The organism is Mesorhizobium sp. M7A.F.Ca.MR.245.00.0.0 (genome assembly GCF_003997415.1).
Classification (GTDB): Bacteria; Pseudomonadota; Alphaproteobacteria; order Rhizobiales; family Rhizobiaceae; genus Mesorhizobium.
Genome location: NZ_RZTE01000030.1, coordinates 28,066 through 48,384 on the forward strand (window position 1 = coordinate 28,066; position 20,319 = coordinate 48,384).

The 20,319-nt window shown below is 61.9% G+C and carries 21 protein-coding genes; 8 read left to right on the forward strand and 13 right to left on the reverse strand.

Translation table 11 applies throughout. The annotated features are described in order from the left end of the window. Positions 1-137 precede the first annotated feature (137 nt). Entirely contained in the window at positions 138-509 is a 372-nt protein-coding gene (locus EOB80_RS24820) for a response regulator (protein WP_027163154.1), read from the forward strand. Between the two features lie 13 nt (positions 510-522). On the opposite strand, the gene EOB80_RS24825 is transcribed toward EOB80_RS24820, so the two are convergent. Together EOB80_RS24825 and EOB80_RS24830 are read right to left on the reverse strand one after the other, a co-directional pair. Then, positions 523-1,074 (reverse strand): RNA polymerase sigma factor, encoded by a 552-nt coding sequence (locus tag EOB80_RS24825; protein ID WP_013529285.1) that lies wholly within the window; start codon positions 1,072-1,074, stop codon positions 523-525. A 3-nt stretch (positions 1,075-1,077) separates the two neighbouring features. Beyond that, positions 1,078-1,281 carry a NepR family anti-sigma factor gene (locus EOB80_RS24830; protein WP_127269630.1) on the reverse strand — a complete coding sequence of 68 codons (204 nt, stop codon included), beginning with the start codon at positions 1,279-1,281 and terminating at the stop codon, positions 1,078-1,080. Between the two features lie 216 nt (positions 1,282-1,497). Here EOB80_RS24830 and EOB80_RS24835 point away from each other — a divergent pair, with 216 nt between their 5' ends. From EOB80_RS24835 to EOB80_RS24860, 6 genes are all read left to right on the forward strand, one after another. Beyond that, on the forward strand, positions 1,498-2,292 hold the full coding sequence (locus tag EOB80_RS24835) for a response regulator (protein ID WP_023810997.1): 795 nt from the start codon (positions 1,498-1,500) through the stop codon (positions 2,290-2,292). 277 nt (positions 2,293-2,569) lie between these two features. Continuing rightward, on the forward strand, positions 2,570-2,737 hold the full coding sequence (locus EOB80_RS24840; RefSeq protein WP_013529282.1) for a DUF1328 domain-containing protein: 168 nt from the start codon (positions 2,570-2,572) through the stop codon (positions 2,735-2,737). A 178-nt stretch (positions 2,738-2,915) separates the two neighbouring features. Beyond that, positions 2,916-3,947 (forward strand): sensor histidine kinase, encoded by a 1,032-nt coding sequence (locus tag EOB80_RS24845; protein WP_164762708.1) that lies wholly within the window; start codon positions 2,916-2,918, stop codon positions 3,945-3,947. Continuing rightward, positions 3,944-4,258, forward strand: coding sequence for a hypothetical protein (locus EOB80_RS35510; RefSeq protein ID WP_236383520.1), 315 nt, complete (start codon positions 3,944-3,946; stop codon positions 4,256-4,258). The genes EOB80_RS24845 and EOB80_RS35510 overlap by 4 nt, the downstream gene beginning before the upstream one ends. A 121-nt stretch (positions 4,259-4,379) precedes the next feature. Further along, positions 4,380-4,706: a hypothetical protein gene (locus EOB80_RS24855; protein ID WP_127267715.1), complete on the forward strand. Its 327-nt coding sequence runs from the start codon at positions 4,380-4,382 to the stop codon at positions 4,704-4,706. Between the two features lie 83 nt (positions 4,707-4,789). Beyond that, positions 4,790-5,035, forward strand: a complete 246-nt coding sequence (locus EOB80_RS24860; protein ID WP_023810994.1) for a membrane lipoprotein lipid attachment site-containing protein — start codon at positions 4,790-4,792, stop codon at positions 5,033-5,035. A gap of 96 nt (positions 5,036-5,131) precedes the next feature. Here the strand turns inward: EOB80_RS24860 and EOB80_RS24865 are convergent, their stop codons facing one another. From EOB80_RS24865 to xylF, 4 genes are all read right to left on the reverse strand, one after another. After that, positions 5,132-6,760 (reverse strand): CHASE domain-containing protein, encoded by a 1,629-nt coding sequence (locus EOB80_RS24865; RefSeq protein WP_127321395.1) that lies wholly within the window; start codon positions 6,758-6,760, stop codon positions 5,132-5,134. 127 nt (positions 6,761-6,887) lie between these two features. Further along, positions 6,888-7,688: an ATP-binding cassette domain-containing protein gene (locus tag EOB80_RS24870; protein ID WP_127267717.1), complete on the reverse strand. Its 801-nt coding sequence runs from the start codon at positions 7,686-7,688 to the stop codon at positions 6,888-6,890. An 11-nt stretch (positions 7,689-7,699) separates the two neighbouring features. Further along, a complete protein-coding gene (locus tag EOB80_RS24875; protein ID WP_127330385.1) occupies positions 7,700-9,052 on the reverse strand; it encodes a sugar ABC transporter permease in 1,353 nt (450 codons plus the stop codon). Positions 9,053-9,194: 142 nt separating this feature from the next. Next, positions 9,195-10,235, reverse strand: coding sequence for a D-xylose ABC transporter substrate-binding protein (gene xylF / locus EOB80_RS24880; protein WP_013529274.1), 1,041 nt, complete (start codon positions 10,233-10,235; stop codon positions 9,195-9,197). 270 nt (positions 10,236-10,505) lie between these two features. Between xylF and EOB80_RS24885 the strand changes: the two genes are divergently transcribed. Then, positions 10,506-11,753, forward strand: coding sequence for an ROK family protein (locus tag EOB80_RS24885; RefSeq protein WP_127330387.1), 1,248 nt, complete (start codon positions 10,506-10,508; stop codon positions 11,751-11,753). Positions 11,754-11,769: 16 nt separating this feature from the next. On the opposite strand, the gene phoB is transcribed toward EOB80_RS24885, so the two are convergent. The 7 genes from phoB to EOB80_RS35515 form a co-directional block, all read right to left on the reverse strand. After that, positions 11,770-12,459, reverse strand: coding sequence for a phosphate regulon transcriptional regulator PhoB (gene phoB / locus EOB80_RS24890; protein ID WP_010911896.1), 690 nt, complete (start codon positions 12,457-12,459; stop codon positions 11,770-11,772). A 16-nt stretch (positions 12,460-12,475) separates the two neighbouring features. Then, on the reverse strand, positions 12,476-13,183 hold the full coding sequence (gene phoU / locus EOB80_RS24895; RefSeq protein ID WP_127267720.1) for a phosphate signaling complex protein PhoU: 708 nt from the start codon (positions 13,181-13,183) through the stop codon (positions 12,476-12,478). Positions 13,184-13,209: 26 nt separating this feature from the next. Continuing rightward, a complete protein-coding gene (pstB, locus tag EOB80_RS24900; RefSeq protein WP_127267721.1) occupies positions 13,210-14,034 on the reverse strand; it encodes a phosphate ABC transporter ATP-binding protein PstB in 825 nt (274 codons plus the stop codon). 17 nt (positions 14,035-14,051) lie between these two features. After that, positions 14,052-15,368 (reverse strand): phosphate ABC transporter permease PstA, encoded by a 1,317-nt coding sequence (gene pstA, locus EOB80_RS24905; RefSeq protein ID WP_127330389.1) that lies wholly within the window; start codon positions 15,366-15,368, stop codon positions 14,052-14,054. Continuing rightward, positions 15,365-16,831 (reverse strand): phosphate ABC transporter permease subunit PstC, encoded by a 1,467-nt coding sequence (pstC, locus tag EOB80_RS24910; protein ID WP_127330391.1) that lies wholly within the window; start codon positions 16,829-16,831, stop codon positions 15,365-15,367. Before pstC ends, pstA begins: the two co-directional genes overlap by 4 nt. A gap of 96 nt (positions 16,832-16,927) precedes the next feature. Then, positions 16,928-17,956, reverse strand: coding sequence for a substrate-binding domain-containing protein (locus tag EOB80_RS24915; RefSeq protein ID WP_127271977.1), 1,029 nt, complete (start codon positions 17,954-17,956; stop codon positions 16,928-16,930). 509 nt (positions 17,957-18,465) lie between these two features. Then, on the reverse strand, positions 18,466-20,319 hold a 1,854-nt coding region (locus tag EOB80_RS35515; RefSeq protein ID WP_245466433.1), incomplete at its 5' end, for a response regulator.

Genomic DNA, 20,319 nt, shown 5'->3' on the forward strand with positions numbered 1-20,319 from the left:
TTCGAAAGCCCGCTCTTGGAGAGCGCGTTTCAACGCGTTGCAAGGATTGAGGTTCCGCCCGCTTGCCACATGTCTTTTTTAAATGACAGCAAGCGAATTAGCGATCATGACTCCGGCGTTTCAAGGAGTCTTTGCCTGTGCCCACATTGCTCGACGGATTGCGGATTCTGGTCCTGGAGGACGAATTTCTGATCGCCATGGACGTCGAGCAGCTTTGCCGCGACCATGGCGCCGATGAGGTGGTGATCGCCCGTGACCTGACCGAGGTCGATGGCCGCGAGGTCGCCACGCGATTCGATGCAGCCATTGTCGACTTGATGCTGGGCGGCGCCTCAACCATCGATTTCGCCTCCGGGCTGCGCGCGGCAGGCATACCTTTCGTGTTTGCGTCGGGCTATTCGGATGCCGATGAAATCAAGGCATCGTTTCCGGGCGTCAGGCTGGTTGGCAAACCCTATTCGGGTGAAGACCTCGTGCAAGCGGTCGCCGCGGCCTGCGGACGTGCTTGAGACACGATCGCGGTCAGCTCGCCGGCGAGCTCGTTACCTGGGCCGAAATTGCGTCCGGACCATACTCGTCCTCGCCTGATATTTTCAGGATCTCCTGCAAGCGCGTACGGGCTCGGCTGACGCGGCTCTTGATCGTTCCCACCGCGCAACCGCAGATCTCGGCGGCCTCCTCGTAGGAGAAACCAGATGCACCGATGAGGATGATGGCTTCGCGTTGGTCCTCCGGCAATTGCTCCAGGGCGCCGCGAAAATCCTTCAGGTCGAGTTGGCCGTGCTGGGCCGGATGAACGGCAAGCCTGGCCGTCATGATACCGTCGCTGTCCTGCACTTCGCGCCCGCGCTTGCGCATCTGCGAATAGAACTCGTTGCGCAGGATGGTGAAAAGCCAGGCCTTGAGATTGGTGCCGGGCTGGAAGCTCTCATGCTTGTCCCAGGCCTTGACGAGCGTTTCCTGGACGAGGTCGTCGGCTTTGTCGGCATTTTGCGTCAGCGACACGGCGAACGCGCGCAGACTTGGGATTGCCCCAAGCAGATCGGTCTTGAAGCCTTGTGAGACCGCGGCCATGCCTCAGTCCTTCTTCTGTGCGGGTTCAGCCCGTTCCAGCTGGCTAAGCAACTGGGAAAAGCGATCCGGCACATCGTCGGAGACCAGCGCGTCGTAATATTGTTTGAGTTTGCGTCCGATTTCGGAGTTCGGCCCAAGAGCATCACCAGAACCGTTCCGGCGCCTGCTCTCGGCGCCAGCCAGAATATCTTTCGTCATATCCTTCATTTTGCCCTTGTTTTCCCAGCGCTCAAACCGCTCTTATCATACTCAACACAACGCAAGCGGCGCCCTCGTCTGGTTGCCCATCCCGACCCCAAACGCCCCTCCCCGGTATTCGTTCCGTCGAGGCGGAACTTTTTCTAAAAATCCGCGTTATCGTCAGGGCTTGCAGTCAGCTTGACCTGCTACGCATTCACGTCATTCTGAGGGAGACGTCTTACCATGAGCTTATCCGCCACCATCGCACCACATCTGCCATTCCTGCGCCGCTTCTCGCGGGCTGTTTCCGGGTCGCAAGAGAGTGGTGATGCGCTGGTAGCCGCGATGCTCGAGGCCATCATCGCCGATATCGAGATATTTCCCGAAGCATCGAGCGACCGCATCGCGCTGTACAAGGTTTTCGCCAAGCTGTTCACATCGGTCGCCATTCGCGTTCCACAGGAGCAGGCGCAATCGGCGTGGGAACAGCGCACCGCCGCCAATCTGAATGCGATCGCGCCGCGGCCCCGTCAGGCCTTCCTCCTCGTGGCTGTCGAAGGCTTCAGCGAGGACGAAGCGGCTGAGATCCTCGACGTCGGCGACCAGGAGTTTTCAGAGCTGCTTGCCCAGGCGAGCAACGAGATATCCCGCCAGGTGGCAACCGACGTTCTGATCATCGAGGATGAACCGCTGATCGCCATGGATATCGAAGAAATGGTCGAGAGCCTCGGGCACCGGGTCGTTGGAACGGCGCGCACCCATGCCGAGGCAGTGATGATGTTCGGCAAGACACGGCCGAAGATGGTGCTGGCCGACATCCAGCTTGCCGACGGCAGTTCCGGCATCGAGGCCGTGAACGAGATCCTGTCATCGACGTCGGTGCCGGTCATCTTCATCACCGCCTTCCCCGAGCGCCTGTTGACTGGTGAACGACCGGAACCAGCCTTCCTGGTCACCAAGCCGTTCAATCCCGACATGGTCAAGGCGCTGATCAGCCAGGCACTGTTTTTTGACCGGCAGGCGAAAGCAGCCGCATAAGTCGCGAATTGAGGAGTGGAGGAATTGAGGAATTGAGGAATTGAAGGCGATAGCCTCGCTCGCCGATTTCTCCAGATCATCAAAATCGTCAATTCATCAATTCCTCAATTCTTCAATTCTTCACTTCGGGCCGCCTGATCCACGCATCGGGCGGTGAGGGCGAATTTCCTGCGCGTCCGGCTGCCGAACGATTTGCAAGCTCGGTCTTTTTCGGCAAAGGGTGGGAACAAACCGCAACCACCCACGTTTTTATCGCATCATTCGAAGGAGATGCATCATGCTTTACTGGGCGCTCGTATTTCTCGTCGTTGCGATCATCGCCGGCGCGCTTGGTTTCGGCGGCATCGCCGGTACATCTGCCGGCATAGCGCAGATATTGTTTTTCATCTTCCTCGCTTTCCTGGTCATTTCGCTTCTTGCGGGCCTGTTCAAACGGGCTTCGTAAGGACGGACGGCCGAACACTGGAAGCCGCACCCCTCAAACGGTTTCCAGCCACCGCCGGGCGGTGTCCTTCAAAGGACGCCGTCCGGCGGACCGTTTTTTGGCGGCGGGTTCGGGAAACCTCTTTGGAACCCATTCACCGGTGAGCCGTTCAGCCTGAATTGGGTGGACAGTTTGGCCGATGGGTTCCAGCACCGGAAACAGGAAGGACGACGTGCAAAGCGATGAAGTCATCGCCCTCCATCCTGCCGAAAGCGGCATGCAGCTCGGCCGCGCCCTTCTTCACGCGTTGCACAATGCCGGCATTTCCGTTCTCTACCAGGATCGCGAGATGAAAACCGTATGGGCGCGCAACATGCGTGCGCCCTGGGTTTCGGACACCGCCGACAGCATCGGTATTCTGCCGGAGGCGCAGGCCGACCGCATCGGCGCGGCCAAGCGCGACGTCATTGCATCCGGCAACCCCCAACGTCTCGAGATCAGCGTTCCCGTCGAGGATGGCAGCCGCTGGTTTGAGGTCTGGATCGATGCCGACCACGGCGATGGCGGCACGGTGCAAGGCGTCGTCACCACGATGGTCGAGACGACCGAGCAGAAGCGCCGTGAGCAGACCCTGACGACGCTGTTGCGGGAGGTGAGCCATCGCTCGAAAAACCTGCTGGCGATCATCCAGAGCATAGCCACCCAGACCGGTCGCTACTCCGACAGCATCGGCGATTTCCTGACACGTTTTCGCGGCCGGCTGCAATCGCTGGCTTCGTCCCAGGATCTCGTGACCTCTTCCAACTGGCGGGGCGCCGCACTTCGCGAACTCGTATCGGGCCAGGTGGGCCGCTACGGCGGCGATCCGGTTCGCAGCCTGCGGTTTCAGGGGGCAAACCCCTATCTCAATCCCAACGCTGCCCTGCATATCGGCCTTGCGATGCATGAACTCGCCGTCAATTCGGTGAGCTATGGCGCCCTGTCGCGGCCCGATGGATTCGTCAATGTTACAGCCAACCTGACCGCAGCCGACACGGGAACCTCCCTGTCGTTGACATGGGCCGAGGCAATCGGAGCCAGTGATGTCAGGCGTAGCGAGAAGCGCTTCGGCAGCGTCGCACTCGAACGGGTCGTGCCGGCGTCACTGAACGGAACGGCGACGCTCGAAATCGCGGCTGGCCGTCTCGAGTACCGCCTTGTCGTTCCACACGGCAATTTCGAGACGGATTGAGCGACCCGAGCTTTCTTAACCAGCTGTTCACCATAAAAGCAGATGCTGTTTTTCCCAGATACCGCTGGAACCTGTTGCATCACCGAACATTTCCGCAGCAGGATTTGCAGCATGGTGCGGGAGGGAATGCCTTGACGGTTGCCGATATGAACAGACTGGAGCAGGCCGCCCGGATTTCCATGGGCGAGTTTGAGGACTCCGAGTCATCCGCGCCACCGCTGGCCCCTGTCCCCAACGGAGCCTTGCGCCTTGTTGCGTTGGCCTTGGTGGCGGTGATCGTGGTGGTCGCCCTGTACCAGCTTGTCTATTGAGGCCAGCTGGTTTCGGCCGGCGACAGAATCAATTGTCGCCGTCTTATTTCCCTGCCCGGCCCAGCGCGCCAGGAACTTTGGCTGATGTAGACCGTTACTATGGCGAGAGGACTTTCCCGCCATGGAACATATCGCTGCATTGCTGCTGGTCATCGGTTGCTCGAACACGATGGCCGACTGCCGTGAACTCCAGGTGCCCGTCAGCATTTTCGCGACCGCCGAGCAATGTGTGGCCGAGCGCCCATTCGTCTTGGGCGACGTGCAAGGGCAGGCTGATCACATCGTCGCCAAATGTCTTGCCGTCGATCCGGTGCTTGAAGACGACTATGATCAGATAGTCTGGAACGTGCGCGCCGATGGTACGCTTGACGCTTCTTTGGCAATTTCCAGCCTGGTAATGGCGTCGAACGCGGCAGGCCCAGAAAAAGACTATCTTCACCAACAATAGATTGCAGCAGCAAAGGCCGTCATTTCATGCTAAATGGCAGCTGGAGCTTTACCAAGTGAGGACAAAAAGTGAGGAGTGACTCTATGCGGAAGATGATTATTGCCCTGGTTGCGGTGGTTGCCGTCAGCGGCTGCACCTCGACCGAACAGGACGTGGTTGGCGGCGGCTTGATCGGCGCCGGTGTCGGCGGCTTGGTCGGCGGCGGCAAGGGCGCGCTGATCGGCGCGGCCGTTGGCGCCGGTTCCGGCCTGCTGGTGCGCAATCTGCGCAACGGCTATTGCCAATATCGCGATCATCGCGGCCGGATCTACACGGCTCGCTGCAACTAATTCGGCGATAATCGAAACGTCGATCCGGAGGCTGGTCCGCTGGCCTTCGGATTTTTCATGTCCGGACGCTTGATCCTTTTCGGGAGAAGGTCGCGCTCAATTGGCGAGTGGAATTTTGATTTCCACGTTCAGCCCATTGGCCTGGTAGTCGCGCTTGATCGTACCGCGTAATTCGCGCGTCACGTTGAGATCGATCAGCTTGGTGCCGAAGCCGGTTTCGGCGGGAGCTTCGAGTTTCTTCTGCCCGTTTTCGCGCCAGTTCAGGGCCAGTGTCCTGTCGCGCCCACGCCCTTCCAGAGACCAATCCACTTTCAGTGCCCCCACGGAATTGCCGGCTTCGCCGTATTTCAGCGCATTCGTCGCCAGTTCGTGGAAGGTCAGGCCGAGCGCTTGCGTCGTGGTTTCGTCAAGCAGCACCTGCGGCCCTGACAGCAGCCCCTCGGGCAACTCCTTGCCGAACACCTGGCCGAGTTCGATGCGCAAGAGATCGCCAAGATCGGCCTTCTGCCAACGAGAGCGCGTCAGCATGTCCTGGGACGCTGCCATCGCCTGCAGCCTGGCCGAGAAGGATGCGGAAAACTCGTTGACGTCGGTAGCCCGCGATGCCGTCTGGCGCGCGATCGCCAGCACCCTGGTGATCGAATTCTTGATGCGATGCTTCATCTCCTGCAGCATCAGGTCTTTTTCGATCAGGCTCTTTTCCGTGGTTTCGTGCAACCGCGACGCTGCCTCATAGGCCCGCTCCTGATATCGCGCCACCAGCGCGATGGCGCCCGCCAACAGCAGGCCGAATAGCCCCAGCATCACGGGAATGGCGCGCGACGACGGCTGCGAGAAGGCGCTTGTCGGCCGGAACAGGACAGTCCATGGCCGTCCGGCGACGATGATCTTTCGGGTGACCAGCAGCCTGTCCCCGAAAGTCGAAGCTGGCGGCGTCTCCGACCGGAACAGCAGATTGTCGCCGCTCACGGCACCATCGCCGTCATAGATTTCGGTGTTGACCGGCAGTAGCGGCGACCGGCTGAGCGCGGTCTGGAACAGATCGCGAGCCCGGAAGGCCGCATAGAGAAAACCTGATGTCGAGGATCTCGAAGCATTGATGACGTCGGGAGCGGTTTCGACATTGAGCCGCACGAAAACGAAGAAGCCGGTGAACGTCTGCGAGGCGCCCGTGTCCTGGCCCAGTTGCACCAACCCGCTGGCGTGCTGCTGGTCGTCGGACATCGCCTTTTCGATCGCCACACGCCGCATCGGTTCGCTGAACATGTCGTAGCCGATGGCGGCTTGGTTGGATGGATCCAGCGGTTCGAACAGCACGATAGGGGTACGCCAGGGTTGCGTGGTATCCGGGTAGATTGGATGACTGACGCCATAATCGTGCAGCATATCGCGTTCGACCGTCGCCTCGTCGCCCGTCTTTGCCAGCCTGAGGAAACCGATGCCGCGCAAGCCGGCGAAATTCTTGTCGACATCGAGCGCGTTGAAGAACGCCTTGAACTCATTGCGAGAAATATCGCCATTGCGGGCGTCGAACAGGGCCTGCGTCGAGCGCAGCAGCGACAGATGCAGGTCGATGCGGCTCTCGATCCGGTTGAGCGCGTCGTCGGCAGTCGCCTCGAACTTGATGCGCGCGGCTTCCTGTGTGGCGAAATAGGCGAAACCTGCCATCACCATGCTGATTAGTGCGACGGCGATAAAGGCGATGATCGGGAAAAGCTTCTTCAACGGATCGTGCGGTCCCTGAGCGATATCGGACCTTTATGGGCAAGTCGCCGTGCCAACACAATGCCAAGGCCAAGCCATCCTTACGGCTGGCATATCACGTGTCCGGCAACCGCGAGCTGGCTTGATCTCAGGCCGCGATCTTCAGCGCGCCCGGTCCTGGAATGGCGCCCGGCGGGCATTTGCCAAGAATGATCATCCCCAGCACCTCGTCCTGCGTGACATCGGTGGTGCGGGCGGTGCCAACGACCTGGCCGTTCTTCATGACGCAGACCCGGTCGGCAAGCTCGAACACATCGTGGATGTCGTGGCTGATCAGGAAGATGCCGATGCCATCGGACTTGAGCTGCTTGACCAGTTCGCCGACCTGCGCCGTTTCCTGCGGACCAAGCGCCGCCGTCGGCTCGTCCATGATCAGGATGCGGGCGTTGAACAGGATCGCACGCGCGATCGCCACCGATTGCCGCTGGCCGCCCGACAGCTTGATCACCGGCTCCTTGAAGCGCTGGAAGCGGGGATTGAGCCGGCCCATCACCTTGCGCGCCTCGGCCTCCATGGCAACGTCGTCGAGCGTACCCCAGGCGGTCATCAGCTCGCGGCCGAGGAACAGATTGGCGGCGGCGTCGACATTGTCGGCCAACGCCAGCGTCTGGTAGATCGTCTCGATGCCGTATTTCTTGGCGTCGCGTGGATTGGAGATCGATGCCTCCTCGCCGTTGACGAAGATCTGGCCCGAATCGCGCTTGTAGGCGCCGGACAGGATCTTGATCAATGTCGACTTGCCGGCGCCATTGTGGCCGAGCAGCGCCACGACCTCGCCGGGGAAAAGATCGATCGAGGCGTCGTCAACGGCGCGGATGCCGCCAAACGCGATCGAGATGTTCCTCATGTCGATCAGCGCGGTAGCTGCAGGAGCAGTCTTGTCATTCATGGCATGCCCTCCTAGACGCGCTTGCGATAGACGGTGTCGAGCCACACGGCGATGACCAGTACGGCCCCGACGACGATGCTCTGCAGCGGCGAGTCGACGCCGAGCAGCACCATGCCGGACTGCAGCGACTGCATCAGCAGCGCGCCCAGCATGGCGCCGATGATCGTTCCCGATCCGCCGGCAAGCGACGTGCCGCCGATCACGGCGGCTGCAATGACGAGCAGTTCGTCGAGCGTTCCAAGCACGTTGGTGGCCGAATTCTGCCGGGCCGAGGAGATCGCCGCGGCAATCGTGGCCAGCACGCCAATAATCATGAACACCTTCATGGTGATCCATCGCGTGTTGATGCCGGCGAGATTAGCCGCCTCGGGATTGCCGCCGATGGCGAACACATAGCGGCCGAAACGGGTGCGGTTGGTGATGAAGGTCATGACCAGCCCGACGGCGACCGCCATCAGCACCGGTATGGCGATACCGTGGGCGATGAACAGGCCGCCTTCGGGAACGGTGATGTTGTTGGCGGCCGCATATCTGTTCACGATGCCGATCGGCCAGGGGTAGGAGTTGGCGAGCCAGACCGCACCCATGATGGCGCCGCAGGTGACGACTCCAAGCAGCGCCTCGGCCCAGATCGGACGTAGCGGAAACCGGAAACGCTTGCGCTGCACCCGCCCGTTGAACAGCCCAAACACCACGGCGAGGCAGGCGACGATCCCAACGACCCAGCTCCAGGTCGCGCCGATCGATCCCGCCGGCCCACCGCCCATCAGCTGAAAAGTGGCGTTAAGCGGCGCCACGGTCTGGCCTGAAGTGACCCACCAGGCGGCACCGCGCCAGACCAGCAAGCCGCCCAGCGTCACGATAAAGGCGGGCACTTCGAGATAGGCGATGACGAAGCCTTGAAAAGCGCCGATCAACAGGCCGAGCGCCAGGCCGATGACCAGTGCCAGGACCCAGATCCACGGGTTGCCGAGTTCGAGCCCGACAAAGCGCACCAGGAAATGCACCTGGGCAAACCCCATCACCATGCCGATCAGGCCCTCGGCGGAACCGACCGACAGGTCGATGTTGCGCATGACGATGACCAGCACCATGCCGCAGGCCATGATGGCAACCGCGGATGTCTGCACCGACAGGTTCCACAGATTGCGCGGCGTGAGAAAGGTGCGGCTGTCGAAATCGAGCGGATTGACGCCAAGGCGCAGGCTGGAAATGACATGCAGCCCAATCCAGATGACCAGCAGCGCGCCGATCATGCCGAGCATGCGGGTGTCGATCTCGGTCGCCTTCAGGAACCGGGCGACGGCGCCGAGTTCCGACGCGCGCGCCGTATCGGTCTGCGGGTTTGACGTCGTATCGGTCATGGTTTCCTCCCACCGGCTGGCCGTCTGACGCGCATGCCGGAGCCCAGCCTAGAAGCTATCCGCATGATGCGGAAACAGAATTCTTTGAGAAAACGCCGCGGCTTTTGGGCCGCGGCGTTCAGATATTTCAAAGTGGTACGGATCAGTTGCAGGCCGCCACGGTGCCGGCGGCGACACCCGCGCAGACTTCGTCCTTCTTGATCCAGCCGGCGTCGATGACGACGTTGAGATTGTCCTTGGTGATGGCAACCGGGGTCAGGAACAGCGACTTGACGGTGTTGCCGCCCGGCGTCGTGAAGTCCTTGGCGCCGGCGATGTCGCTCGTCTTCTTGCCGTCGGCCAGTTGCGAGGCGATCTCGGCGGCATTCTTGCCGAGCTCCCGCGCGTCCTTCCACACCGACACGGTTTGCGTGCCGAGGGCGATGCGGTTCAGCGCGGCGTGGTCGCCGTCCTGACCCGAGACCGGCACGGTGCCGGCCAAGCCTTGAGCCGTCAGCGCCGCGACGACGCCACCGGCAGTGCCGTCATTGGCCGCGACCACCGCGTCGACCTTGTTGTCGTTGGCGGTCAGGAACTGTTCCATGTTCTTCTGGGCGTTAGCGGGCAGCCAGCCATCCGTGTAGGCTTCGCCGACATTCTTGATCTTGCCGCTGTCGATGGCTTCCTTGAGCACTTCCATCGAGCCCGAGAACAGGAAATCGGCATTGGGATCGGCACCGGAGCCCTTGATGAAGACGTAGTTGCCTTCCGGCTTGACCTTGAACACTTCGCGGGCCTGCATGCGGCCGACTTCCTTGTTGTCGAAGGTCAGATAGAAGACGTCCTTGTTCTCGATCAGCCGGTCATAGCCGACGACCGGAATGCCTTCGTCCAGCGCCTTCTGCACGGCCGGGCCGATGGCCGAAGCGTCCTGCGCCAGGATGATCAGGGAATTGGCGCCCTGCGAGATCAGGCTTTCGACATCGGTAAGCTGCTTGCCGGGATTGGACTGCGCATCGGCGGAGATGTACTTGTCGCCAGCGGCCTCGATCGCCGTCTTCATGGCGGCTTCGTCGGTCTTCCAGCGTTCTTCCTGGAAGTTGGACCACGAAACGCCGACGACCTTGTCCTTCGCCTGCGCGACAGACGCGAGCGTCAGCGACATGGCGGCACCCGCCAGGATGGCGGCCGTGAATCTTTTCATATTATCCTCCCTGCGCCGCGTATGGCGCGACCAAACTGACCCGAGGGCCGGCACAAAGGCTCTATTTTTTCGAGCCTCGAAAAAACACTGGGCCAACGCCCGAACGCTGTCAACATCGATTCTGATGGATTTTGATGTCATTTCGAGTTTTTTTCGAGTCTCGGAATAAATAAATGACACGGCGTGCAGCTTCTGCCAGTATTTACCGGCGTCACCGACAGCGTTCCAGGGGCAGGAGGAACCGCGGCGACCGGGAGGATATGAAAGAACATGTCGGTCGGAATCCGCCACGACGATCTGCGCCGCCGCAACCGCGCCATGGTGATCGCGGCAGTGCGCCGCGCCGGACAGCCGTCGCGAACCGAGATCGCCGCGACCACAAGCCTCAGCCATTCGACCATCTCGGCGATTTCATCCGACCTGATCGTCGAAGGCATCCTGACCGAAAGCAAGCCGAGCGAGGCCGGCTCGCTCAAACGCGGCCGGCCGCAGGTCGGCCTCAGTCTCAATCCGGAAGCGGTCGCGGTAATGACCGTGGTGCTGTCGCTGAACTTCCTCTCCGTCGCCGTCATCGACTATGCCGGCCAGGTAATATCCGAGGAACAGCGCCGGCTGGACACGCTGACGATGTCGCGCGAGTCGCTGATCGGGGAATGCACGGCCATCGTGCGGCGCCGCCTGGCAGATCCCGACCTGGACGTGCGCAGCATCGCCCGCATCGCGCTGGCCATCCAGGGCATCACCGACACCCGTGCCCGCGCCATGCTGTGGTCGCCGATCACGCCGCACACCGACATCGCCTTCGCTGACATATTCGAAGACGAGTTCGGCATCCCTGCCATAATGGAGAACGACTGCAACATGATGGCGGTGGCGCTGCGCTGGCGCGACCCCGATCGTTACCGCGACGATTTCATCGCTATCCTTTTGTCGCACGGCATCGGCATGGGACTGGTGCTGAAGGGCGAATTGTTCACCGGCACCCATTCTTCGGGCGGCGAATTCGGCCACATGATCCATCGGCCGAACGGCGCGCTATGTCGCTGCGGACGGCGCGGCTGCGTCGAAGCCTATGCGGGCAATTACGCCATATGGCGCAACGCCAGGCAGATGGGCGAGGATGCAGAACCCGTTGCCGATGTCAGCGACGCCGACATGCGCGCCCTGGCTGCCGCGGCCCGCGAAGGTGACGGACCCGAACGGGAAGCCTATCGCAAGGCCGGCGAAGCGCTCGGCTACGGCCTCGGCAGCCTGTTCGCGCTGATCGATCCGGCGCCGGTCGCCATGGTCGGTGTCAGCGCCGCCGCCTTCGACCTGATCGAGCCGGCATTGCGGCAAGCGATTGCCCAGACCGCCGGCGGCCAGCATTCCAAATCGATTTCCTTCGACACCGAGCCGAACGAACTGCCGCTGATCCGCGAAGGCTGCGCCATGCGGGCGCTGATCTTCGTCGATCAGGAGATTTTTGCGCCGGGCGTGCAGGCGAGATCCGGTTTCGGCGGCAAGAACGTGGCGTGAGTTCAAACGAGGGAGTTCAGTCCTCTCGGATGGCGTATCCGGCCCCACGGATCGTGCGGATGACATCAGGCATACGGCCATTGTTGACCGCCTTGCGCAGCCGGCCGACATGCACGTCGACTGTGCGCTCGTCGATGTAGATCGTCTCGCCCCAGACATTGTCGAGCAGCTGGCTGCGCGAGAACACGCGGCCTGGATGGCGCATCATGAATTCGAGCAGGCGGAATTCCGTCGGCCCAAGCCGGATCTCGCTCTTCTTGCGATAGACACGGTGCGACTCGCGATCGAGCACGATATCGCCGACCTTGAGCACGCTGGACAGCACTTCCGGCTTGGCCCGGCGCAGCAGCGCCTTGACCCTGGCCATGAACTCCGGCGTCGAGAAGGGCTTGACCAGATAGTCGTCGGCGCCGGTCGACAGGCCGCGCACGCGGTCGCTTTCCTCGCCTCGCGCGGTCAGCATGATGATCGGCAGCCGCTCGGTCTCGGGACGCATTCGCAGGCGCCGGCAGAGTTCGATGCCCGAAACCGCAGGCACCATCCAGTCGAGCACCAGAAGATCGGGAACGTTCTCCTGCAGCCGGATTTCGGCCTCATCGCCGCGCGTCACCACCTCGACCTGGTAACCTTCGGATTCAAGATTGTAGCGGAGCAGCACGCCTAGCGGCTCCTCATCCTCCACCACCATGATGCGTGGTGCGATCATCGGCTGGTCACCCCTGTTATGCCGCTGGCGCGGACATTGCCGTCTCGTCCTGCTTCGGACGATTGGCTGGCAGCTGCGTGCCGGTCAAAACATAGTAGGCATTTTCGGCGATGTTGGTCACGTGGTCGCCGATCCGCTCGAGGTTCTTGGCGCAAAACAACAGGTGCGTGCACGCCGTGATGTTGCGGGGATCTTCCATCATGTAGGTCAGCAGCTCGCGGAACACCGAGGTGTATTTGACGTCGATGCGTTCGTCATTGTTTCTGAGCGTGGCAAGCGCTGCCGCGTCAGCGGCGGCATACTCGTCGACGACCCCCTGCACCTGGATCAGCACCAGCTGCGCCATCGCGTCGATCGAATGCGAAAGATCGTGCGGCGTGACGCTCAGCCCGACAGTGCCGACGCGCTTGGCGATGTTCTTGGCAAGGTCGCCGATGCGCTCGAGGTCGCCGGCCATGCGGATCGAACCGACCACCGCACGCAGGTCGTTGGCCATTGGCTGGCGCTTGGCGATCAGCGTGATGGCGCGATCGTCCAGCTCGCGCTGGCGCGCATCCATGATGGCATCATCGGAAACCACGCGCTGCGCCAGCGCATTGTCCGAATTGAGCAAAGCCTTGGTCGAGCCACTGACCATCGAGCGGGCGAGATCGCCCATGTCGCGGATCAGCTGGCTGATCTGCTCCAGATCCTCATCGAAAGATGCAACGGTATGTTCACCCATGATCTTCGTCCCTCATATGCCTGAGCTCAGCCGAACCGGCCGGTGATGTAGTCCTGGGTGCGTTTGTCGTCGGGGGTGGTGAACATCTTGTCGGTGGCGCCCTCCTCGACCAGATAGCCTAGATGGAACATCGCGGTGCGCTGCGACACGCGCGCTGCCTGCTGCATCGAATGGGTGACGATGACGATCGTATAGTTCTGGCGCAGTTCGTCGATCAGTTCCTCGACGCGAGCAGTGGCGATCGGGTCGAGCGCCGAACACGGTTCGTCCATCAGGATCACCTCGGGCGACACGGCGATGGCGCGTGCAATGCACAGACGCTGCTGCTGGCCACCGGAAAGACCCGTGCCAGGTTCCTGCAAACGGTCCTTCACCTCGTTCCAGATTGCCGCCTTCTTCAGGCTCGACTCGACGATCTGATCCATGTCGGCCTTGCGCTTGGCCAATCCGTGGATGCGCGGGCCATAGGCGACGTTCTCGTAGATCGACTTGGGGAACGGATTGGGTTTCTGAAACACCATGCCGACGCGCGCCCTGAGTTCGACGACATCGATGTTCTTGTCGTAGATGTCTTCTTCGTCGAGCGTTATCTTGCCGGTTACCCGCGCGGAATCGATGGTGTCGTTCATGCGGTTGAGGCAACGCAGGAAGGTCGACTTGCCGCAGCCGGAGGGGCCGATCAGCGCCGTCACCTGATTCAGGCGGACGTCGAGATTGACATCGAACAGCGCCTGCTTCTCGCCATAGAACACGCCGACCTTGTCGCCGCGCATTTTGATCACTTCGTTCGACTTGGCGTTCATCTTATCGCCCACTGCATTTTCAAGGGACTGTTCGGTCATGATGTTCATACCAAAATGCCTTTTTTCTACCAGCGCCGCTCGAACCGACGCCGAAGCACGATCGCGGTGATGTTCATGGCCATGAGGAAGACGAGCAGGATGATGATCGCGCCCGACATGCGCTCGACGAAGGCGCGTTCGGCCTCGTTCGCCCACATATAGATCTGCACCGGCAGCGCGGTGGCCGGATCGAAAGGCGTCGTCGGTGGATCGGCGACGAAGGCGACCATGCCGATTAGCAGCAGGGGCGCGGTTTCACCGAGCGCACGCGCTAGACCGATGATGGTGCCGGTGAGGATGCCGGGTGCGGCAAGCGGCAGGATGTGCTGGAACACCATCTGCATCTTGGAGGCGCCAAGACCGAGAGCCGCCGAGCGGATCGACGGCGGCACCGCGGCAAGTGCAGCGCGCGTCGCGATGATGATCGTCGGCAGCGTCATCAGTGTCAGCACCAGGCCGCCGACGAAAGCGGCGGAGCGCGGCATGCCCAGGAAATTGATGAACACCGCGAGGCCGAGCAAGCCGAAGACGATTGACGGCACCGCTGCCAGATTGTTGATGTTGACCTCGATAAGGTCGGTGAAACGGTTCTTCTTGGCGAACTCCTCCAGATAGATGGAGGCGGCGACGCCGATCGGCAGCGCCAGGAGCAACACGATCACCATCATATAAAACGAGCCGATGATCGCCACGCCCATGCCCGAGGTTTCCGGGCGGCTGGAGGCGCCGTAGGTGAACAGGCCGCTGTTGAAGTGCTCGGCCATCGCGCCCTCGGCCTTGAGCTTGTTCATCCAGGTGATCTGCTGGTCCGAGACCTTGCGTCGCGCTTCCTCGACACTGAGGTCGATCTGGCCCTTGAAAGCCGAGTCGAGATTGGCGGCGGCGAGGATGTTGACGTTGCGTGTCGTGCCGATCACGGACGGATCGGCGGCAACGATGTCGCGCAACTGGACGCGGGCGCCTTCCGACAGGAAGCCCTTGAGCTTCTGGATCATCGGCTTGTCATCAGGAGAGATGCCGAGCTTGGCCACAAGCGCGTTTTCGGCGAGCCTGGGATAATTTGCCTTGATCAGAACGCTCGGATCGGTTGCACGCTTGCCGGAAGGATCGATCACTTTCTCGTCGAACGAGATCGGCAGTGATACCGTCGTCTGCCAGAAGGCGGTGTAGCCTTTCGAGACGATGGTGATCAGCATGATTGCCAGGAACGCCAGGCCTACGGAAATCGCCACGACGCCATAGATGCGGAAACGGCGTTCGGCGGCGTAACGGGCCTTCAGGCCGATGTCGCGGCGCGGATGGGCCGCCGCCCTGACCATCGTATCCATGGAAATGTCGGTCATTCGTACTGCTCCCGATATTTGCGCACGATGTAGAGCGCGACGATGTTCATCACCAACGTCAGCGCGAACAGCGTCAGGCCGAGTGCGAAGGCGACCAGCGTCTGCGGCGAATTGAACTCGAGGTCGCCGGTGAGCTGGTTGACGATCTTGACAGTGATGGTCGTCATCGCCTCGAACGGGTTGATGGTGAGGTTGGCGGCGACGCCCGCCGCCAGCACGACAATCATCGTTTCGCCGATGGCGCGCGAGGCGGTCAGCAGGATGGCGCCGACGATGCCGGGCAGTGCAGCCGGCAGGATCACCCGCTTGATCGTCTCGGAGCGGGTCGCGCCGAGGCCAAGCGACCCGTCGCGCATGGCGCGCGGCACCGCGGTTATGATGTCGTCCGAAAGGGAGGACACGACCGGGATCAGCATGACGCCCATGACCAGGCCGGCGGTGAAGATGCTCTGGCCCTGGATGAAGGGCGAACCGCCGGTCAGCGCCGCGGACAGGTCGCGCAGGAACGGCCCAAGCGTGACGACGGCGAAGATGCCGTAGACGATGGTCGGTATGCCGGCCAGCAGTTCAAGCGCCGGCTTGACCACCGAGCGCACCTTGGGCGTTGCATATTCGGCCATGTAGACAGCCGACATCAGCCCGACCGGCACCGCAACCAGCAGCGCGACGGCGGCGATGTAGAGCGTGCCCGCAAGAAGCGGGATCAGACCGAACTGGCCCTGGCTGCCGCCCGAACCGGCAGCGGCAAAACGCGGATCCCAGACGGTGCCGAAGAAGAAACTCATCGGCGAGACGCTTTCGAAAAAGGTGATCGTCTGGAACAGCATCGAAAGCACGATGCCGATGGTGGTCAGGATGGCGATGGTGGAGGCGGCAAGCAGCCCCCACAGCATCAGCCTCTCGACATTGTTGCGGGCCCTGGCGCGCGGCTCGATCTGCCTGAGCGCATAGAAGGCGCCGGCGATCGAGGAAACGAGAATGACAATGGCGCCGAACAGGCCGAGCCGGTCCTGGACCTTGTTCGCCTCGATGGCGATCGGGATCATGTAATCCTGCGTGTCGCTCGCCAGTGCCACACCCTTGGCGGCGAGCAGCGGCTGCAGCTCGGCAAAGCTGGCCGGCATTGCGGCCAGTGTGCCTGCATCGAGTTTGCGCAGGCCCCTGGCGAGGCTCTTTACCAGGCTGACATCCAGTGCCTCACTGGCAACCTTGCTGTCGACGGTGAGCTCGGGCAAGGCAGTGTGAATGTGTCGGTCCAGATAGACGGAAGACCCGACGGTCCAGACGGCAAGCAGCAAAAGGGCAGGCAGAACGGCGAGCAGGAAGGCCCACCAGCCATGATAGTGGGCGCGCGAATGCGGCTTGACCTTGCCATTGTCCTGGGCCGCGGCACGTTGCCGACCGATGAAAAAGGCAACCAGGCCGACGGCAACGACGATGGCCAGTACGAGCAAGGACGACATGGACCCACCCCAAGAGAAATTCTTACGCAGCCGCCATTGCGGCCTGCGATGAAACCGGGGCGCGGGATTTGGCCCGCACCCCGGTTCGGCAGCTGATTACATCGACTTTCCGGCGGCGAAAGCGTCACGCTGGGCCTGACGCTCGGCATCCGGAGCAGCAACGAGGCCGTATTCGGCGAGCGGGCTTTCCGGGCCAACCATCTGGTCGTCAAGGAAGAACTCGACATATTCCTTGAGGCCGGGAACGACGCCCAGATGCGCCTTCTTGACGTAGAAGAACAGCGGGCGCGAGACGGGATACTTGCCGCTGGCGATCGTCTCGGTCGAAGGCACGACGTCTTCCACGGTGGCGACCTTCAGCTTGTCGGCATTGTTCTCATAGAAGGCGAGGCCAAACACGCCGACGCCGGTCTTGTTGGAGTCGATGCGGGCGAGCGTCTCGGTATAGTCGCCATCGATGTCGACGGCCTTGCCGTCCTTGCGGATGGCGATGCAGGTTTTGCCGATTTCCTTGTCGTCGGCAATGCCGGCGGCCTTGAGAGCAGCCTTGTCACAGCCGGCATCGAGAAGCTTGGTCTCGAACACTTCGCGCGTGCCATGCTTTTCGCCCGGAATATAGGCGGCGATGTCCCAGTCGGGCAGCTTCGGATTGACCTGGCTCCACTTGGTGTTCGGATTGTCGACGAGCTTGCCGTCGACGACCAGCTTGGCCGCGAGCGCCTTGTAGATGTCGGCGGGAACCAGCGCCCAATCCGGGCCCTTGATGTCGGTGGCGAAGACGATGCCGTCATAGCCGATCCGGACTTCCTGGACTTCCTTCACGCCGGCGTCGGCGCAGGACTTGAGTTCGTCCGCCTTGATCGGACGCGACGAGTTGGCGATGTCGATCGTATCTTCGCCGACGCCCTTGCAGAATTCCTTGATGCCCGCGCCGCTGCCGCCGGATTCGACGACCGGGGTCTTGAAGTTGGTGAATGTTTCGCCGAACTGCTCGGCGACGATCTTGGCATAAGGTAACACTGTCGATGATCCGGCGACCTGGATCTGGTCGCGCGCGGCGGCGAAGCCGGACGTCGCGGCGAGCGCAAGCGCAGCGGCCGACGCCGTATAGAGGAATTTCTTCATGTGGCCTGCTCCTGTTCGGAAGATGGTCTCTCGGCGCTCGTCAGTCGGCGCCCGCTGAGGCCAATAGCCTTCGATTATAACAGTCGCATGACAGTTTGATGTCACCCCGGTAACGCGTCATCGGGATGAGCAGAATGCCGCCTGGCCGGCACTCCCGACGCAGCCCCGCTTTGTCACCGGAATCAGGGACTTGCTCGATTCGGTCGAGGCTGGCCGGCGATTTGGGAATCAGCCGGCCTTTATGAAGAAAAGCCGGACGGGAGCGCGTTGCTCTCAGCCAGACGGTGTCGTGGCCGGGCCATCGCCGAAAACAGGTCCGTTGGGGTAGGTTGACGCTGTCTCATGCCGGCGGTCGCTGCTCCCGCCCGTAACTGGGAAGAGCGGAATTCGAATGTCGCCATTGTCTCGGCTGGATGCCGCCTTTCATATGGTGCGATCGCACCATAGTCTTGGCCGCTGACAGGGGCGCGAATCTTCGCCGTATTCCCGGTACTCGGGCAGAGCCGGCCTTACCCGGCGTTGCGCTGCGCCTGCCGGCTGGCGCCGACCCAGCGCTCGACCTTCTCGAGCAACGCCCGGGGACTGATCGGCTTGGGCAGATAGTCGTCCATGCCCGCCTCCAGGCAGCGCTCGCGGTCGCCCTTCAGCGCATGCGCGGTGACGCCGACGATCGGCACATGCGTGCCGGTTTCTTCCTCCAGCCGGCGAATGGCGGCGGCTGCTTCGAGACCGTTCATCTCCGGCATGGAGACATCCATCAGGATCATGCACGGGTTCAGCCGGCCGAAGGCGTCGAGCGCCTTGCGGCCATTGCCGACGATCTCGAAACCATAACCGGTCTCGCCGAGGATCTGGGTGAACACCATCTGGTTCACCTCATTGTCCTCGGCCACCAGGATATCCAGCCTGTCGCCGCCAGCCGCCACCGGTGGCCGGGGGCGAATTGAGGGCGGCTGCAGCAGCGCCCGCTGTTCGGACGGTGCCGAGGGCTGCGGCCGCATCACATAACCCGTAGCGACGTCGGCTGCGAGCGGCTGCGCGTCGCTGCCGCTCGTGTTGTGGCGATGCCGCTGGATGGTGGCGACCAGCGTTTCCAGCAGCACCGAGGAGCGCGCCGGCTTGATCAGCTGGGCATCGATGCCAAGATCGCGATAGCTGGTGTTGGCGAGCGACTGGTCGACCGAGGTCAGCATGATGATCGGCGTGCCGGCAAGGCCGGCGGTGCTGCGCACGATCCGCGCCATTTCGGCGCCGCTCATTCCAGGCATCTGGTAGTCGAGCACGACGCAGTCGACCGGGACACCATAGGCAGCGGCGGCGATCAGCACCTTGAGGCCTTCGGCGCCGCTTTCGGCCGCGCAGGAATCGAACGTCCACGATGTCATCTGTTCGGTCAGGATGGCCCGATTGACGGCATTGTCGTCGACGATCAGTACACGCGCACCGGTCACGTCGATCGGCATGATGCGCTGTCCGTTCTGCTGTCCGGCCCTCGGCAGCGTCACCGTGAACCAGAAGGTCGAGCCCTTGCCTTCCGCACTTTCGACACCGATATCGCCGCCCATCAGCTCGACGAGCCGTGAGGTGATGGCAAGACCGAGGCCGGTTCCCTCGTGCCGCCTCGTCGAAGAGGTGTCGACCTGGCTGAATTTCTCGAACACCAGTTTCAGTTTTTCCTCGGGGATACCGATACCGGTATCGGTGACCGAGATCGTCAGCTTCGTTCCGGTTGGAACCCTCTCGCCGGTGACGTCGACCAGCACATGGCCTTCATCGGTGAATTTCACCGCGTTGCCGAGCAGGTTGGTGACGATCTGTCTGATACGGCCGACATCGCCGACGAACAGGCTCTCGAGCCGAGGTTCGACACGCACGATCAGCTCGAGGTCTTTTTCCTTGGCTCGTGTCGACACCAGTGTCGCCACATCCTCGATCGCCTCGGCCAGATTGAAGGGCGCCGGATCGAGCACCAGCTGACCGGCATCGATCTTGGAGAAGTCCAGTATGTCGTTGATGATGGTGAGCAGCGCATTGCCCGATTTCACGATGATGTCGGTGAACGTCTTCTGCTTCGGGTCGAGGTCCGATTTGGCCAGCAGTTCGGCCATGCCGAGCACGCCGTTCATCGGCGTGCGGATCTCATGGCTCATATTGGCGAGGAATTCCGACTTGGCGCGGTCGGCGAGCACGGCGCGCTGACGCGCTTCGCGTAGTTCCGCCTCTCGCATCTTCAGCTCGGTGATGTCGGTGGTCGAGCCGATCAGATAGAGCGAGCCGTCGGAGGCGATCATCGCGCCCTTGCGGGCGAATTGATGCCTGACGCTGCCGTCGGCCAACGTCACCGTCTCTTCGACCTCCTGGGT